14 protein-coding genes are annotated in these 16567 nt (G+C 75.0%); 7 read left to right on the plus strand and 7 right to left on the minus strand.

From position 1 onward, the window contains the following. The first annotated feature begins 27 nt into the window (after positions 1-27). Together ASF50_RS05385 and ASF50_RS05390 are read left to right on the plus strand one after the other, a co-directional pair. Entirely contained in the window at positions 28-1290 is a 1263-nt protein-coding gene (locus ASF50_RS05385; protein WP_056903708.1) for a SpoIID/LytB domain-containing protein, read from the plus strand. A gap of 83 nt (positions 1291-1373) precedes the next feature. Beyond that, complete coding sequence (locus ASF50_RS05390; protein WP_056903709.1) at positions 1374-2603, plus strand: SpoIID/LytB domain-containing protein; 1230 nt, start codon at positions 1374-1376, stop codon at positions 2601-2603. On the opposite strand, the gene ASF50_RS05395 is transcribed toward ASF50_RS05390, so the two are convergent. Next, on the minus strand, positions 2584-3801 hold the full coding sequence (locus ASF50_RS05395; RefSeq protein ID WP_056903710.1) for a benzoate/H(+) symporter BenE family transporter: 1218 nt from the start codon (positions 3799-3801) through the stop codon (positions 2584-2586). The two genes, ASF50_RS05390 and ASF50_RS05395, sit on opposite strands and share 20 nt — an antisense overlap. 61 nt (positions 3802-3862) lie before the next feature. On the opposite strand from ASF50_RS05395, the gene ASF50_RS05400 reads away from it, so the two are divergent. Then, on the plus strand, positions 3863-4414 hold the full coding sequence (locus ASF50_RS05400; RefSeq protein WP_082502777.1) for a helix-turn-helix domain-containing protein: 552 nt from the start codon (positions 3863-3865) through the stop codon (positions 4412-4414). Here the strand turns inward: ASF50_RS05400 and ASF50_RS05405 are convergent. From ASF50_RS05405 to ASF50_RS05425, 5 genes are read right to left on the minus strand one after another with little or no spacing between them, the layout of a single operon-like run. Then, positions 4411-4977, minus strand: coding sequence for a dienelactone hydrolase family protein (locus tag ASF50_RS05405; protein ID WP_056903711.1), 567 nt, complete (start codon positions 4975-4977; stop codon positions 4411-4413). The genes ASF50_RS05400 and ASF50_RS05405 overlap by 4 nt on opposite strands. A gap of 9 nt (positions 4978-4986) precedes the next feature. Next, entirely contained in the window at positions 4987-8385 is a 3399-nt protein-coding gene (locus ASF50_RS05410) for a pyruvate carboxylase (RefSeq protein WP_056903712.1), read from the minus strand. A gap of 26 nt (positions 8386-8411) precedes the next feature. After that, positions 8412-9965 carry a PH domain-containing protein gene (locus tag ASF50_RS05415; RefSeq protein ID WP_056903713.1) on the minus strand — a complete coding sequence of 518 codons (1554 nt, stop codon included), beginning with the start codon at positions 9963-9965 and terminating at the stop codon, positions 8412-8414. Then, a complete protein-coding gene (locus ASF50_RS05420) occupies positions 9962-10477 on the minus strand; it encodes a PH domain-containing protein (RefSeq protein ID WP_056903714.1) in 516 nt (171 codons plus the stop codon). The genes ASF50_RS05415 and ASF50_RS05420 overlap by 4 nt, the downstream gene beginning before the upstream one ends. Before the next feature lie 41 nt (positions 10478-10518). After that, on the minus strand, positions 10519-12291 hold the full coding sequence (locus tag ASF50_RS05425) for a biotin carboxylase N-terminal domain-containing protein (protein ID WP_200919111.1): 1773 nt from the start codon (positions 12289-12291) through the stop codon (positions 10519-10521). A gap of 250 nt (positions 12292-12541) precedes the next feature. On the opposite strand from ASF50_RS05425, the gene ASF50_RS05430 reads away from it, so the two are divergent. The 4 genes from ASF50_RS05430 to ASF50_RS05440 all read left to right on the plus strand — a co-directional run bounded on the left by ASF50_RS05430 (position 12542) and on the right by ASF50_RS05440 (position 16022). Beyond that, entirely contained in the window at positions 12542-13756 is a 1215-nt protein-coding gene (locus tag ASF50_RS05430) for an acyl-CoA dehydrogenase family protein (protein WP_056864581.1), read from the plus strand. A 118-nt stretch (positions 13757-13874) separates the two neighbouring features. Further along, on the plus strand, positions 13875-15266 hold the full coding sequence (locus tag ASF50_RS05435) for an OFA family MFS transporter (RefSeq protein ID WP_056863905.1): 1392 nt from the start codon (positions 13875-13877) through the stop codon (positions 15264-15266). Further along, positions 15263-15364 (plus strand): MFS transporter small subunit, encoded by a 102-nt coding sequence (locus ASF50_RS20040; RefSeq protein ID WP_414855733.1) that lies wholly within the window; start codon positions 15263-15265, stop codon positions 15362-15364. The genes ASF50_RS05435 and ASF50_RS20040 overlap by 4 nt, the downstream gene beginning before the upstream one ends. 109 nt (positions 15365-15473) lie before the next feature. Then, complete coding sequence (locus ASF50_RS05440) at positions 15474-16022, plus strand: GtrA family protein (RefSeq protein WP_056863906.1); 549 nt, start codon at positions 15474-15476, stop codon at positions 16020-16022. Here ASF50_RS05440 and ASF50_RS05445 read toward each other — a convergent pair. Then, entirely contained in the window at positions 15949-16563 is a 615-nt protein-coding gene (locus ASF50_RS05445) for a Maf family protein (RefSeq protein WP_200919030.1), read from the minus strand. The two genes, ASF50_RS05440 and ASF50_RS05445, sit on opposite strands and share 74 nt — an antisense overlap. Positions 16564-16567 lie beyond the last annotated feature (4 nt).

A 16567-nucleotide genomic window follows, 5' to 3' on the forward strand; every position in this document is an offset into this window, starting at 1 on the left:
GCCTGCCTCCACCCCCCGGGAGTCCCTGTGCGCCACCTCCGCCCCACCTGTGCCCACCCCGCGCGCCGCCTGAGCGGCGCCGGCCCCCTGCTGTCGGTCGCCCTGCTGTCGGTGGCCCTGCTGTCGGTGGCGCTGGTGTCGGTCGCGCTGCCGCCGGGCGGCGCGGCCGCCGAGGAGGGGGAGCGGCGGGCCCCGATCGGTGGCGTCGACCTGGCCGGGCGCGGCTACGGCCACGGCATCGGCCTGTCGCAGTGGGGCGCCGAGGGCGCCGCGCGCCAGGGACTCGGGGCCCAGCGGATCCTGCGCTTCTACTACCCCGGCACCGGCCGGGGCACGGTCGGCGGCGACGTCAGGGTGCTGATCTCGGCCGACACCAGCGACGACGTCGTCGTGAGCGCGCGTCGGGCCCTGACCGCGACCGGGTCGGCGGGCTCGGCGCGCACCTGGCGACTCGACGAGGCCCGCCCCGAGGCGAGCCGGTGGCGGATCACCGCCGCCGACGGCGACAGCCTGGTCTCGTCGCAGACCTCCGGCGGCCCCTGGAAGCGGTGGCGGGTGCTGCCGGGGCAGGCGCAGTTCGCGGCCGGGGGAGCGCCGGTGCGGCTGCACACGCCCGCGGGGGCCGTGGACTACCGCGGCGCGCTACGCTCGGCGGCCTCCGGTGCGGGCCGCGACACCGTCAACGTCGTCGCGCTGGAGTCCTACCTGCGCGGGGTGGTGCCGGCCGAGGTGATCGCCTCGACCTGGGACCCCGATGCGATCCGCGCCCAGGCCGTCGCCGCCCGCACCTACGCCGCCTTCGAGCGCGCCGCCGCACCGGGCTCGCGGCACTACCAGCTGTGCGACACCGCCGCCTGCCAGGTCTACGGCGGCTTCTCCGCCGAGCACCCGCGGGCCGACGCGGCGATCCGGGCCACCGCGCGCCAGGTGCGCACCAAGGACGGGAAGCCGATCTTCGCGCAGTTCTCGGCCAGCAACGGCGGCTGGACCCGGGCCGGATCCTTCGGCTACCTGCGGGCGAAGAAGGACCCCTACGACCCGTGGCGCGGCAACCCCTACGTGCCGTGGCCCGAGGGCACGGTGCGGATCAGCGACGAGGCGCTCGAGGGGGCGCTGCCGCAGATCGGAGAGCTCACCGGCGTGGAGGTCACCCGCCGCGACGGAGACGGCCCGCGCGGCGGTCGCGTCGTCGAGGTGCGCGTGAGCGGCACCGACGCCTCCAGCACCGTGAGCGGTGACCGGTTCCGCTCGTTCTTCGGGCTGCGCTCGGACTGGTTCTGGCTCGTCTGAGCACCGCGCGTCCGCGCGAACTACGCCGGCGTAGTTCGCGCAGAGCGCCGCGGGGCCGCGGTGACCTGTGGTGCCATCGGGTCATGCTGCTCCGCCGCCCCCGCGGTCGTGCGCGCGTCGCCCTGCTGCTCGCCGCCGTCGCCGCGCCCCTGCTCGCCCCGCTCGCCCCGCTCGCGGCGACGCCGCCCGCGTCGGCCGCGTCGGCCGCCGACACCTGGACCGTGCCGCCCGACGCCGTGCTGACCCTCACCGGCCACGGCTACGGTCACGGTCACGGCATGTCGCAGTACGGCGCGGAGGGCGCGGCCCGCCAGGGCCTGGACCACCGCGAGATCCTCGACTTCTACTACCCCGACCTGACCTGGGGCCGGCGCGCCGGACGCATCGACGTGCTCGTCGGCGCCGACACCACCGACGACCTCGTCGTGCGCGCCCGGCCGGGGCTGACGCTGCGCGACACCGCGACCGGTGAGCTGACCCTGCTGCCCGACAAGGGCGCCTCGCTGTGGCGGGTGCAGCAGGCCGCCACCGGGGCCACCCGGGTCTCCTTCCGCACCGACCGATGGCGGCGCTGGCGCGAGCTCGAGGGCGACGGGGAGCTCGCCGCGGGCGGTCAGCCGCTCACCCTGGTGACGCCCGGCGGGGACCAGCGGTACCGCGGTCGGCTGCGTGCCGCCACCGTGACCCCGGGCTCGGCCGCCCGCGACACCGTCAACGACCTGCGCCTGGAGGCCTACCTGCGCGGCGTGGTGCCGCGCGAGGTGCCGGCGAGCTGGTCGCCGGCCGCCGTGCGCGCCCAGGCGGTGGCGGCCCGCACCTACGCCGCCTACGAGCGGCTCCACCCCCGCGGGGGCCACTTCGACGTCTACGACACCACGGCCTCCCAGGTCTACGGCGGGGTCGGCTCCGAGCACCCCGCCTCCGACGCCGCGATCGCCGACACCGTGGGGCAGGTGCTGCTCGCCGACGGGTCGCCCGCCTTCACGCAGTTCTCCTCGAGCAGCGGGGGATGGACCTCGGCCGGCTCGGTGCCCTACCTGGTGGCCCGGGCCGACCCGTACGACGACTGGGCCGGCAACCCCGTGCACGACTGGTCGGTGCGGCTGGCCGACGAGACCCTGGAGCGGCGCTGGCCCGCGATCGGCGACCTGCGGGGCGTGCGGGTCACCGCCCGCGACGGCAACGGCGAGTGGGGCGGTCGGGTCTCGGCCCTGGTGCTGAGCGGCACGCGGGGCTCGGTCACGGTGAGCGGCGACGCGTTCCGCTCCGCGCTGGGGCTGCGCTCGACCTGGTTCACCGTCGCGGTGTCGTGACCGCCCGGGGGCCCGCGCACAGCGCAGTGCGCACCCCGAGCCCGGCCAGCAGCGCCCAGAACGCCGCCCCCACGCCGAGCACGACGACGCCGGAGGCGGCGACGAGGAAGGTGACCGCCGCGGCCTCGCGCTCCTCGCGCGCGCCCAGGGCGTCGCTGGCCGAGGCGGCGAACGTGCCCAGCAGCGCCAGACCGGCGGCGGCCGGCACCACCGCGCTGGAGGAGGCGGCCACCAGCGAGGCCAGGGCGGCGCTGGCCACCGCCAGCGCGAGGTAGGCCACCGCCGCGGTGACGGCGGCCACCCAGCGGCGCCCACGGTCGGGGCCGGCCTCGGGGCCGGCCGCCAGGGCCGCGGTGATCGCGGCCAGGTTGACCGCGTGGGCGCCGGCCGGGGCGCCGACCACGGTGGCCACCCCCGTGACCGCCATCGACTCGCGCCACGGCACGGCGTAGCCCTCGGCGCTCATCACCGCCACCCCGGGGAGGTTCTGCGAGGCCATCGTGACGACGTAGAGCGGCAGCGCCAGGCCCACCAGGGCCGGCAGCGTCCACGTCGGGGCGGTGAGGTCGAGACGCGGCAGCAGGTCGCCCGCGGCGAGCCGGGCGCCGTCGCCGGCGGTCACGTCGACCACGGCGACGACCAGCGCGGCGCCCAGCGCCGCGGGCGCGGCCCACCGGCGGGCCGCGCGCAGCAGGACCAGCCACACCACGACGACCGGCCCCACCGCCCACGGGTCGGTGGCGAGCGCCGTCACCGGCGCCAGGCACAGCGGCAGCAGCACCCCGGCGAGCATCGCCCGGGCGAGCGCGGGCGGCACCCGGGCGACCAGGTCACCCAGACGCGGCCACGCCGCGGTGAGCAGCACCAGCGCGCCGGTGGCGACGAACGCGCCCACCGCCGCGGGCCAGCCGCCCACGGCACCGCCGGTCGTGGCCAGCAGCGCCGCGCCCGGGGTCGACCAGGCCAGGGTGAGCGGGATGCGGTGGCGCAGGCTGAGCCAGAGCATGCCCAGCGCCTGCGTGACGCAGAGCGTCAGCAGCCCGGAGGCGGCCTGGGTGGGCGAGGCGCCGACGGCCACCAGCCCGGCCAGCACGACCGCGAAGGAGCTGGAGAAGCCGACGAGGGCGACCACCACGCCGGCCAGCACGGGGCTGCCGTGGGCGGGCGCCTCCGGGGCGTCGTCGGTCGTGGTCGGCACCGGGGGCCTCCTCGCCGCGCTAGGGTTCCGTATACAGAACCCTAGTCGGAGGGAGCCGCCCGTGGCGGACCAGGCCCACCGCCCGGGCGCCGAGGCCGGTGCACGGGTGCGCGCCGTACGCCGCGCGCGCGGGCTGTCGCTGGCCGCGCTGGCCGAGGCCGCCGGTGTGGGCAAGGGCTCGCTCTCGGAGCTCGAGACGGGGCGTCGCAACCCGACCCTCGACACGCTCTACGCCCTCGCGGGCCCGCTCGGTGTGCCGCTGGCCGCCCTCGTCGAGGACCGCGACGGGGTCGCGGTGGCCGACCCGGGGCTGGAGACCGTGCGGCTGCACCTGCTCGCCGAGGCCGACCGCACGGTGGAGGTCTGGCTGCTGCGCATGCCTCCCGGCGGTCGTCGCCGCTCGCCGGCCCACGCCACGGGCACCCGCGAGCGCCTGGTGGTGCTGACCGGCTCGTGCCGGGTGGAGCCGGGCGACGACGCCCCCCTGGAGCTCGCCGCGGGCGCCACCGCGGAGTGGGCGGCCGACCGGCCGCACACCTACACGGCGGGTGCCGGCGGCATGACGGGCGTCGACGTCATCACCACGCCTGCGCCCGCGACGCCCGGGGGCTAGCCGACCCGCTGGAGGAAGGCCAGGACCCGCTCGAGGAGCAGGTCGCTCGCGGCGGGGTCGTGGTCGACCGAGGAGGCGTCGGTGAAGAGGTGGCCCGCGCCGGGGTAGAGGAAGAGCTCGACCTCGTCCTGCGCGGCGGCCAGGGCGCGGCAGTCGTCGACGTCGCCCCAGTCGTCGTGCTCCATGACGTGCACCTGGGCGGGCAGGGCGTCGGGCCAGGGCGACCCGAGCGCCTCCGGCGGCACGCTGCCGTGCAGGAGCAGCGCCCCGCGGGCGCCGGGTCGGGTCTGGGCCAGGGTCTGCGCCGGCATCAGCCCCAGGGACATCCCGGCCCACACCACGTCGTCGGGCAGGTCGGCGGCGGCGTCCAGGCCACGCTGGCGCACGACGTCGAAGCCGGTGGTGCGGGCGTGGGCCACGCCCTCGTCGAGGTCGGTGAAGGTCGCCCCGGCGTAGAGGTCGGGGGCGGTGACCTCGTGACCGGCCGCGCGCAGCCGGTCGGCGAAGGCGTGGAAGCCGGGCGTCTGCCCGAGGGCGTGGTGGAAGAGGACGACGTGGGTCATCGCTCGACCCTAGGCCAGCACGACGACCAGGTCACCGCCCTCGACGGCCTGGGTGCCCGACAGCGCCACCCGCTCCACCGTGCCGTCGACGGGGGCGGTGATGGCCGCCTCCATCTTCATGGCCTCGATGGTGGCCACGGTGTCGCCCGCGGCGACGCGGTCGCCCTCGGCCACGACGACGCTCACGACGCCCTGGAAGGGGGCCGCGACCTGGCCCGGCTTCGACGGGTCGGCCTTCTCCACGGCCGCGGCGTCGGCCGAGACCGAGCGGTCGCGCACCGGGATCGGGCGCATCTGGCCGTTGATGGTGCACATCACCGTGCGGATGCCGCGCTCGTCGGGCTCGCCGATCGCCTGGACGCCGAGGATGAGCTTCTTGCCCTCCGCGATCTCCACGGTGTGCTCCTCGCCGCGGCGCAGCCCGTAGAGGAAGTCCAGGGTGGACAGCACCGAGAGGTCGCCGTAGGTCGAGCGCGACTCGCGGAACTCCTTGGTCGGGCCGGCGAAGAGCAGCTCGTTGAGCGTGTCGCGGCGGGTGCGCTGGCTGACCTCGCCGTCGAGGCCCAGGCCCGCGGCCTGCTCGTCGGTGAGCTCCTCGGCCGGCGCCTGGTAGGAGCGACCCTCCAGCGCCTTGGTGCGGAACGGCTCCGGCCAGCCGCCGGGCGGGTCGCCGAGCTCGCCGTGCAGGAAGCCGATCACCGAGCCGGGGATGTCGAAGGAGGCCGGGTCGGCGGCGAACTCCTCGGGGTCGGCGCCCGCGGCGACCAGGTGGAGCGCGAGGTCGCCGACCACCTTGGAGGACGGCGTCACCTTCACGACCCGGCCCAGGATGTCGTTGGCCGCGGCGTACATGTCCTCGATCTGCTCGAACTTCTCGCCCAGGCCGAGCGCGATCGCCTGCTGGCGCAGGTTGGAGAGCTGGCCGCCGGGGATCTCGTGGCGGTAGACCCGCCCGGTGGGCGCCGGCAGGCCCGACTCGAAGGGGGCGTAGACGCGGCGGGTGGCCTCCCAGTACGGCTCGAGCGCGTTGACCGCCGCGAGGTCGAGGCCGGTCTCGCGCGCCGAGAAGTCGGTGCCGGCGACCAGCGCCGAGATCGGCGGCTGCGAGGTCGTGCCCGCCATCGAGGCGGTCGCGGCGTCGACCGCGTCGACCCCGGCGTCGATGGCGGCCAGCAGGGTGGCCAGCTGCCCGCCCGGGGTGTCGTGGGTGTGCAGGTGCACCGGCAGGTCGAAGCGCTCGCGCAGCGCGGTCACCAGCGTGCGGGCCGCGGGGGCGCGCAGCAGACCGGCCATGTCCTTGATGGCCAGCACGTGGGCGCCGGCGTCGACGATCTGCTCGGCCAGGCGCAGGTAGTAGTCGAGGGTGTAGAGGTCCTCGGCGGGGTCGGAGAGGTCGCCGGTGTAGCACAGCGCGACCTCGGCCACCGTGGTGCCGGTGGCGCGCACGGCCTCGATGGCCGGGCGCATCTGCTCCACGTCGTTGAGGGCGTCGAAGATCCGGAACACGTCGATGCCGGTGGCGGCGGCCTCCTCGACGAAGGCGTGGGTCACCGCGGTGGGGTAGGGGGTGTAGCCCACGGTGTTGCGCCCGCGCAGCAGCATCTGCAGGCAGATGTTGGGCACGGCCTGGCGCAGCTGGGCCAGGCGCTCCCAGGGGTCCTCGGCGAGGAAGCGCAACGACACGTCGTAGGTCGCACCGCCCCATGCCTCCAGCGACCACAGCTGGGGGGTGGTGCGGGCGACGTGGCCCGCGACGGCGAGGAGGTCCTTGGTGCGCACCCGGGTCGCCAGCAGCGACTGGTGGGCGTCGCGGAAGGTGGTGTCGGTGACGGCCACCCCGGTGCGCTCGCGCAGGTCGCGGGCGAAGGCGTCGGGCCCCAGCGCCAGCAGCTGCTGGCGGGTGCCGTCGGGGGCGGGCACCGACAGGTCGACCCGCGGCAGCTTGGTGCGGGGGTCGAGGGTCACGGGGGCCTCGCCGTGGGGCTTGTTGACGGTGACGTCGGCGAGGTAGGCCAGCAGCTTGGTGCCGCGGTCGCCGGAGGCGCGTGCGGTGAGCAGCTGCGGGTGGGTCTCGATGAACGACGTGGTCACCCGGCCCGCGGCGAAGTCGGGGTCGTCGAGCAGCGCCTGGAGGAAGGCGATGTTGGTGGCGACACCGCGGATGCGGAACTCCGCGACGGCGCGGCGCGCGCGGGCCACCGCGGTGGGGAAGTCGCGACCGCGGCAGGTGAGCTTGGCCAGCATCGAGTCGAAGTGGGCGCTGACCTCGGCGCCGGAGTAGGTCGTGCCGCCGTCGACGCGCACACCGGCGCCGCCGGGGGAGCGGTAGGTGGTGATGGTGCCGGTGTCGGGCCGGAAGTCGTTGGCGGGGCTCTCGGTGGTGATGCGGCACTGCAGCGCGGCGCCGCGCAGCTGCACGGTCTCCTGCGACAGCCCGAGGTCGGCGAGGCTCTCACCGGAGGCGATGCGCATCTGCGACTGGACGAGGTCGACGTCGGTGACCTCCTCGGTCACGGTGTGCTCGACCTGGATGCGGGGGTTCATCTCGATGAAGACGTAGTTGCCGTCGGGGTCGAGGAGGAACTCGACGGTGCCGGCGTTGCGGTAGCCGATCTCGCGGGCGAAGCGCACCGCGTCGGCGCACATGCGATCGCGCAGCTCCGGGTCGAGGTTGGGCGCCGGGGCGATCTCCACGACCTTCTGGTGACGTCGCTGCACCGAGCAGTCGCGCTCGAAGAGGTGCATGACGCCGCCCTGGCCGTCGGCGAGGATCTGCACCTCGATGTGGCGCGGCTCCACCACGGCCTGCTCGACGAAGACGGTGGGGTCGCCGAACGCGGCCTCGCCCTCGCGCATGCAGGTCTCGACGGCCTCGCGCAGCCTGGCCGGGTCGTCGACGCGGCGCATGCCGCGCCCGCCGCCACCAGCCACGGCCTTGACGAAGAGCGGGAAGGGCAGCTCCTGGGCGGCCTCGACGAGGGCGTCGACGTCGGTCGAGGGCTCGACGCTGGCCAGGACGGGCACGCCCGCCGCCTTGGCGGCGGCGATGGCACGGGCCTTGTTGCCGGTCAGCTCGAGGACGTCGGCGGTGGGCCCGATGAAGGTGATCCCGGCGTTGGCGCAGGCCTCGGCGAGGGCGGGGTTCTCCGAGAGGAAGCCGTAGCCGGGGTAGACCGCGTCGGCGCCGGCCTGGACCGCCGCGGCCACGATCGCGTCGGGGTCGAGGTAGGTGCGCACGGGGTGGCCGCGCTCGCCGATCTCGTAGGCCTCGTCGGCCTTGAGCCGGTGCTCCGAGCCCCGGTCCTCGTAGGGGAACACCGCGACGGTCTCGGCCCCGAGCTCGTACGCCGCACGGAACGCCCGGATCGCGATCTCGCCGCGGTTGGCCACCAGCACCTTGGAGAACATGCCCGGAGGGTACCGACGTCGGTGTGTCAGCCGTGTGACTCGTCCACCAGGAGGAACTGCTCCAGCAGCCCGGGCCGGGCCGAGGTGGCGAGCCGGACCGCGAGGGCGCGCGGCACGTCGGCCACCACCACCGACTGCCGCCCGCCCGCGGTCGTCGCGACCAGCGAGCACAGGCCGGCGCGCCGCTGGAGCCACGTGGCCCGCAGCGTCCACCCGATGACCGCCTCGCGGGCGAGCACGTCGCGGCGCCGCACCACGCTGCCGCGGCGCGCCACGAGGTGGCGCGCGGTGAGCGCGTGACCCAGCGAGCGGGCGCGGTCGCGGCCCAGCAGGGCGCCGCCCACGAGCAGCACGGGCACGAGCGGCAGCAGCCACGACGACGTGCCCGGGAGGTCGGCGAGCACCCCCGCCACCACCAGGCCCGCGAGCACGAGCGCCGGCGCGCAGGCGCGCACCCACGCACGACGCGTCGCCTGCGGCCCGTGCGGCACCAGCGGCCCCGTGACCGGCTCGGCGTCACCCACCACGGCCGCGGCCGTCGCGGCGACCACGGCGTACGGCGCGGGCGGGGTGAGCAGGGCGCTGGCCGCGCCGCCCTCGCCCCGCAGCCCGGTGACGATCGCGCTGAGCCCGGCGCCGCCGGCCAGGCGGAGCCCGACCGGCTCGGCCAGGGTGACGCCGTGCAGGCGCGCGTCGTCGAGGCTGGTCTCCCGGGTGGTGAGCAGGCCGCGCACCAGGTGCCAGCTGGCTCCCGACCGCCGCAGCGAGAAGCCCCAGTAGGACACCAGGTAGGCCACGACGGCGAGTCCGGCGACGACCACGAGACCGAGGCCCACGGCGACGGCGGCGAGGGCCAGCAGCGGTGCGGTGGCGACGTCGCGGGCCACGCCGTCGACGTCGATGCGGTCGAGCCCCCCGAGGACCTGCAGGAGCTGCAGCCCACCGCCGACGACGGCGGCGGCGAGCACGAGCCCCGCGCTGGTGAGCGGGGCGTAGCGGGCCCAGGCGGCGTCGAGCACGAGCACGGGCGGCGCCGCGGGCGCCGGGGGCCGCGACCGGCCCTCGGCGTCGAGGTCCCCCTCGGCGCCCGGCGCGGAGGGGGCCGCGCGCAGCAGCTCGTCGCGCAGCCGGCGGGCCCGCTCCACGGGCAGCCCGTCGAGGTCGAGCTGCTCGTCGTCGTCGCTGGAGGCCGTGCCGGTGCCGACGCGCATCGTGGTCAGGCCCAGCACGCGGTGCACGGGGGAGGCGGTGAGGTCGACCGTGCGCACCCGGTCGACGGGGGTGGAGAGCACGTGGCGCTCGAGCAGGCCGCGACGCAGCTCGACGCGGTCGTGGGCGACGCGGAAGCTGGTCGTGAGGTAGCGCAGCACCCCCAGGGCCACGGGCACCGCCACCCCCAGCAGCTGCCACGACGAGCCCGCCGCACTGCCGGCGAACCACACGCCGACGAGCACCGGCAGGAAGCGCACGACCTCCTTGACCGGGTGCACCAGCAGCATCCGGGGGTCGAGGCGCTGCCACTCGGACTCCGCCACCACCGGCTCGACCACCGGCTCGACCACCGGCTCCGGCTCGCTCACGTCGCGTCGCCGCCGGCGGCCTCGGCGCGCAGCGTCAGCTCGTCGACGAGGCGGCGGGCACGGTCGCGCTCGAGGCCGGAGACCCGCAGCGCCCCGGCCGCCGAGGCCGTCGTGACGGTGACGGTGGCCAGGCCGAAGGCCCGCTCGACCGGGCCGACGACGTGGTCGACGGTCTGGATCCGCGAGAGCGGCGCGACCCGTTGCTCCAGGCTCCACCACCCGACCTGGGTGTAGACCGCGGTGTCGGTGACCTCCCACCGGTGCACCGCCCAGCGCCACCGCGGCACGACCAGGGCGTACGCCGCGACCGCGGCTCCCAGCAGGGCCACGCCCCACCAGGTGACATCGACCGCGTCGACCAGGGCCACGACGACCACCACGAGGGCGGCGGAGACGAGCCCCTCGAGGAGGGTCTCGACGGTCCACATCGTGCGGGCGCGCGGGCTGACCCGCTGCGACGGGGCTCGCAGCTCGGGCTGCGGGTCGGGCTGCGGGTCGGGCTCGTGGGGCACGGGTCCGACGCTACCGACCGACCCCCTCGGCGCCCGCCGGCTCAGTCCTTGAGCTCGCAGATCACGGCGCCGTTGGTGACGGTGGCGCCGACCTCGGCCTGCAGGCCGGTGACGGTGCCGGCCTTGTGGGCCTTCAGCGGCTGCTCCATCTTCATCGCCTCGATGACCACGACGGTGTCGCCCTCGGCGACCTCCTGGCCCTCGGCGACCACGACCTTGACCACGGTGCCCTGCATCGGGCTGGTGACGGCGTCGCCGCTGGCGGCCGCGCCGGCCTTCTTGCCGCCCGCCCGCTTCGGCTTGGCCTTGCCCCCGCCGCCGGCGGCCGCGGCGACGCCGCCGAGCCCGCCGGGCAGGACGACCTCGAGGCGCTTGCCGCCGACCTCGACGACGACCTTCTGGCGCTCGGCCTCCTCGGCCGCCTCGCCGGCCTCACCGGCGTAGGGCTCGATCCGGTTGTCGAACTCGGTCTCGATCCACTGGGTGTAGACCTCGAAGGAGCCCTCGCCGGTGGGGGTGGAGGCGCCGACGTAGGCCGGGTCGGAGACCACGGCGCGGTGGAAGGGGATGACGGTCGGCATGCCGTCGACCACGAACTCCTCCAGCGCGCGGCGCGAGCGCTCGAGGGCCTGGGTGCGGTCGCGGCCGGTGACGACGAGCTTGGCGATGAGGGAGTCGAACGAGCCGGGGACGGTCTGGCCCGACTCGTAGCCGCCGTCGACGCGCACGCCGGGTCCGCTGGGCGGCGCCCAGGCGGTGAGGGTGCCCGGCGCGGGCATGAAGTTGCGCCCGCCGTCCTCGGCGTTGATGCGGAACTCGATGGAGTGCCCGCGGATCTCCGGGTCGTCGTAGCCGAGCTCCTCGCCGGCGGCGATGCGGAACATCTCGCGCACGAGGTCGATGCCGGTGACCTCCTCGGAGACGCAGTGCTCGACCTGGAGGCGGGTGTTGACCTCGAGGAAGGAGATGGTGCCGTCCTGGGCGACCAGGAACTCGCACGTGCCGGCGCCGTAGTAGCCCGCCTCGCGCAGGATGCGCTTGGAGGACTCGTAGAGCTCGGCGAGCTGCTCCTGGCTCAGGAAGGGCGCGGGCGCCTCCTCCACGAGCTTCTGGTTGCGCCGCTGCAGCGAGCAGTCGCGCGTGGAGACCACCACGACGTTGCCGTGCTGGTCGGCCAGGCACTGGGTCTCGACGTGGCGCGGCTTGTCGAGGAACTTCTCGACCAGGCACTCGCCGCGCCCGAAGGCGGTGACCGCCTCGCGCACCGCCGACTCGTAGGCGTCGGGGATCTCCTCCAGGGTGCGGGCGACCTTGAGGCCGCGACCGCCACCGCCGAAGACGGCCTTGATGGCCACGGGCAGGCCGTTGTCGCGGGCGAAGGCGACGACCTCGTCGGCGTCGGCCACGGGGTCCTTAGTGCCGGGGGCCAGGGGCGCCTCGGCCTTGTCGGCGATGTGCTTGGCCTTGGCCTTGTCGCCCAGGGCCTCGATGGCGGCCGGCGGGGGGCCGATCCAGATCAGCCCGGCGTCGAGCACGGCCTGCGCGAAGTCGGCGTTCTCGGCGAGGAAGCCGTAGCCCGGGTGGACCGAGTCGGCGCCGGAGCGCTGGGCCACGGCGATGATCTTGGCGATGTCGAGGTAGGACTCGGCCGGGGTGGCGCCCTCGAGGGAGTAGGCCTCGTCGGCCATGCGCACGAAGATGGCGTCGCGGTCGGGCTCGGCGTAGACGGCGACGCTGCCGATGCCGGCGTCCTTGCAGGCCCGGATGACCCGGACCGCGATCTCGCCCCGGTTGGCGATGAGCACCTTCTGCAGCGGCGTGGTCTCCGGCACCTGTCACTCCTGGGTGTCTGTGGTGGGGCTGGTGGGTTCTGGCTGTCCTGGGTGGGGCTCCGCAGGGGTCCTGCGTCGTCCTCGGCACGGCTCCGGCCGCACCTCGTGCGCAGGCTATCGCCCGCTCCGCGCCGGCGTCGGCGAGGTCTGTCCTCCGGACTCCCTCCCCCGGTCCGGGAGTCGGCCGCCCACGTGGTTAACAGACGCTAACCTCGCCGCTAGCATGGGCGACATGACCGCCGTCACGTCCTCCGTCCCCGCCGGCCTCCCGGGCTCGGCCTTCGAGCTCTCCCGCGAGCACGAGGAGTTCCGCCGCAGCGTGCGCGACTTCGCGCAGGCCCAGATCGCCCCCCACGCCGCGCAGTGGGACCGCGAGCACCACTTCCCGGTCGACGTGGTGCAGCAGATGGGCGAGCTGGGGCTCTTCGGCCTCACCGCGCCCGAGGAGTTCGGCGGGGCCGGCGAGGACGGCGACTTCACCAGCCTGTGCGTGGCGATCGAGGAGATCGGGCGCGTCGACCAGTCGATGGGCATCACCCTGCAGGCCGGTGTGGGCCTGGGCATCAACCCGATCCTCACCTACGGCACGCAGGAGCAGAAGGAGCGCTGGCTGCCCGCGCTGGTCGCCGGGGAGCAGCTGGCCGGCTTCGGCCTCACCGAGCCCGGTGCGGGCTCCGACGCCGGCGCCACCGCCACCCGCGCGGAGCTGGCGGGGGAGGAGTGGGTGGTCAACGGCGCCAAGCAGTTCATCACCAACTCCGGCAGCGCGATCACCTCGCTGGTCACCGCCACGGCCCGCACCGGCACGCGCGAGGACGGCCGGCCCGAGATCTCCGCGATCATGGTGCCGGCGGGCACGCCGGGCTTCACCGCCGAGAAGGCCTACGACAAGCTCGGCTGGCACGCCTCCGACACCCACCCGCTGTCCTTCGACGACGTGCGGGTCCCGGCCGACCACCTGCTGGGCGAGCGCGGCCGGGGCTACGCCCAGTTCCTCGCCACCCTCGACGACGGGCGCGTGGCGATCTCCGCGCTCTCGGTGGGCTGCATCCAGGCCTGCCTCGACATGGCGCTGGCCTACGCGGGGGAGCGCCAGACCTTCGGCGGCCCCATCGGGCGCAAGCAGGGCGTGGCCTTCCAGCTGGCCGACCTCGAGGTCATGCTGCACGCCAGCCGGATGCTCACCTACCGCGCCGCGGCGATGAAGGACGGCGGCGCGCCGTACCGCGACTTCAAGCAGGCGGCGGCGGTGGCCAAGCTCTACTCCACCGAGTCGGCGGTCACCGCGACCCGCATCGCGACGCAGGTCTTCGGCGGCTACGGCTTCATGGAGGAGTACCCCGTGGCCCGTTTCTACCGCGACGCCAAGGTGCTCGAGATCGGCGAGGGCACCTCCGAGGTGCAGCGGATGCTCATCGCACGGGGCCTGGGCCTCCCGGTGGAGTGAGGCCCGTGCGGCGGGCCCCCTACACCCGACGCCACGGGCCAGCCACCCCAGGGGGGTGAGCCACGCCACTCGGGCGGGGGAGTAGAACTAGCGGGTTCCCGACTCGGAGGTATCCCCCGTGGTTCCGTCGTTCCTCGCCCGTGAGAAGACCGTGGCCCCGCCCGGCTTCAACCGCTGGCTCATCCCCCCGGCCGCCCTGGCCGTCCACCTCTGCATCGGCCAGGTCTACGCCACCAGCGTCTACAAGAGCGCCCTGGTCGAGCACTTCGACTCCAGCCTCACCGCCGTGGGCATCTCGTTCTCGATCGCGATCGTGATGCTCGGCGTCTCCGCCGCCCTCTTCGGCACGTGGGTGGACCGCAACGGTCCGCGCGCCGCCATGTTCGTCTCCGCCTGCTTCTGGGTCACCGGCTTCCTCGTCGGCGCCCTGGGCATCGCGATCGGCAGCATCTGGGTCTTCTACCTCGGCTACGGCGTGATCGGCGGCATCGGCCTCGGCATCGGCTACATCTCGCCGGTCTCGACGCTCATCAAGTGGTTCCCCGACCGTCCCGGGCTGGCCACCGGCATGGCGATCATGGGCTTCGGCGGCGGCGCGCTCATCGCCAGCCCGCTCAGCGGCGAGCTGCTCGCCGCCTACGACCCCTCGTTCAGCGCGACGGAGAACCCCGTGGCCGACGGCAGTGCGCTCGTGCTGCTCTTCCTCACGCTCGCCGCGCTCTACCTGGTCTTCATGATGTTCGGCGCCTTCACCATGCGCGTGCCGGCCGACGACTGGCGCCCCGACGGCTTCGACCCCTCGACGGTCAAGCAGAAGAGCCTCGTCACCACCGACTCGGTCTCCGCGGCCAACGCGATCAAGACCCCGCAGTTCTGGCTGCTGTGGACCATCCTGTTCTGCAACGTGACCGCCGGCATCGGCATCCTCGAGCAGGCCTCACCGATGATCCAGGACTTCTTCCGCGACGGGGCGACGAGCACGGTCTCGGTCGTGGCCGCCGGCGGCTTCGTCGGCCTGCTGTCGATCTTCAACATGGCCGGTCGCTTCGTGTGGTCCTCGACCTCCGACGTCATCGGGCGCAAGGGCATCTACTTCGTCTACCTCGGCCTCGGCCTGGTGCTCTACGTGCTGCTCGCCACCGTCGGCAGCAGCGCCACCGCGCTCTTCGTGCTGCTGGCCGCGGTCATCATCAGCTTCTACGGCGGCGGCTTCGCCACGATCCCGGCCTACCTGCGCGACCTCTTCGGCACCTACCAGGTCGGCGCCATCCACGGCCGGCTGCTGACCGCCTGGTCGGCCGCCGGCGTCGCCGGGCCGCTCATCGTCAACTCGGTGCTCGACAGCCAGGGCACCCCCGGTGAGCTCGTGGCCGGCGACTACCGCCCGGCGCTGTTCATCATGGTCGGCCTGCTCGCGGTGGGCCTGCTGGCCAACGCGATGGTCCGCCCCGTCGCCAGCAAGTACCACGAGCCGCGCGCGGCCCGTGCCACCGAGAGGAGCAACGCATGAGCGCCCGGATCGTCGTCGCCTGGGCCCTGGTCGGCGTCCCGCTGGCCTACGGCATCGTCGAGACCGTCCGCAAGGCCTCGGCGCTCTTCACCGGCTGAGGCCGGCCGGACCCTCCGGACCTTCCGGACCCCTCCGGAACCGTACGGCCGTCGGGCCGGGGAGCACGTCGCTCCCCGGCCCGACGTCGTCGTGGCCTAGCCTGGACCCATGGGCGAGGGTCGCGAGCGGGTCCTCGCCGAGGTCGGCAGGTTCCTGGCCGTCGGCGGCCTGGCCACCGTCGTGGCGCTCGTGCTGTTCAACCTCCTGGTCCACGGCTTCAACACCGGCGAGCACGCGCTGCTGCCCGACCAGCCGGTGCTGGCCTACGTCGTCGCCAACACCGTGGGCATGGTCATCAGCTACCGCGGCACGCGGAGCTGGGCCTTCCGCGACCGCCCGCCGCGCCAGGCCGACGGGGGCCGCTCGGCCTTCGTCGTCATCAACGTGGCGACCATGGCCCTGCCGGTGCTGTGCCTGGTGGTCAGCCGCGACGTGCTCGGCCTCGACGACCCGGTCTCCGACAACGTCGCGGCCAACGTCATCGGCCTGGCCCTCGGAGTCGGTGCGCGGTTCTACCTCTTCCGCACCTTCGTGTTCCGGCGCCCGATCGGGCTCGGCGACATCTACCCCGCCGAGGAGACCCTCACGGCCGCGCCCACAGGTCGGTCCACGACCGACCCAGCGCCGCCGTCAGCTCGCGGAGGAGCGGCAGGCTGACGCCCACCACGTTGTGGTGGTCGCCCTCGATGCCGGTGACGAAGGCGCCGCCCAGGCCGTCGACGGTGAAGGCGCCCGCGACGTGCAGCGGCTCGCCGGTCGCGACGTAGGCCGCGATCTCGGCGTCGCTGACCCGGGCGAAGTGCACGGTCGTCGACGCGGTCGCCCCGGTCGAGCGCCCGCTGGCGAGGTCGCGCAGGTGGTGACCGGTGCGCAGCACCCCGGTGCGCCCGCGCATGGCCTCCCAGCGCGCGACGGCCTCGGCGGGGGAGTGGGGCTTGCCGAGCGCCCGGCCGTCGAGCTCGAGCACCGAGTCGCAGCCGAGCACGAGGGCGTCGGCGGGCACCTCGGAGCCCGTCGACCCGGCCCGCTCGGCCACGGCGTCGCACTTGAGGCGAGCGAGTCCGAGGGCGAGGTCGGCGGCCGGCAGGCCGTCGAGCACCGACTCGTCGACGCCGCTGACCACGACCACGGGATCGAGGCCGGCGCTGCGCAGCGTGGCGAGTCGGGCGGGGGAGGCACTGGCCAGCACGAAGGTCACCGCA

This window comes from Nocardioides sp. Leaf307, from assembly GCF_001423135.1.
GTDB classification, from domain to species: Bacteria; Actinomycetota; Actinomycetes; order Propionibacteriales; family Nocardioidaceae; genus Nocardioides; species Nocardioides kribbensis.

Excerpts from the sequence above, each read along its gene's own strand:
- ASF50_RS05440 (WP_056863906.1), top strand. The coding sequence starts at position 15,474 with ATGGGCGAGGGTCGCGAGCGGGTCCTCGCCGAGGTCGGCAGGTTCCTG.
- ASF50_RS05405 (WP_056903711.1), bottom strand. The coding sequence starts at position 4,977 with ATGACCCACGTCGTCCTCTTCCACCACGCCCTCGGGCAGACGCCCGGC.
- ASF50_RS05410 (WP_056903712.1), bottom strand. The coding sequence starts at position 8,385 with ATGTTCTCCAAGGTGCTGGTGGCCAACCGCGGCGAGATCGCGATCCGG.
- ASF50_RS05390 (WP_056903709.1), top strand. The coding sequence starts at position 1,374 with ATGCTGCTCCGCCGCCCCCGCGGTCGTGCGCGCGTCGCCCTGCTGCTC.
- ASF50_RS20040 (WP_414855733.1), top strand. The coding sequence starts at position 15,263 with ATGAGCGCCCGGATCGTCGTCGCCTGGGCCCTGGTCGGCGTCCCGCTG.
- ASF50_RS05430 (WP_056864581.1), top strand. The coding sequence starts at position 12,542 with ATGACCGCCGTCACGTCCTCCGTCCCCGCCGGCCTCCCGGGCTCGGCC.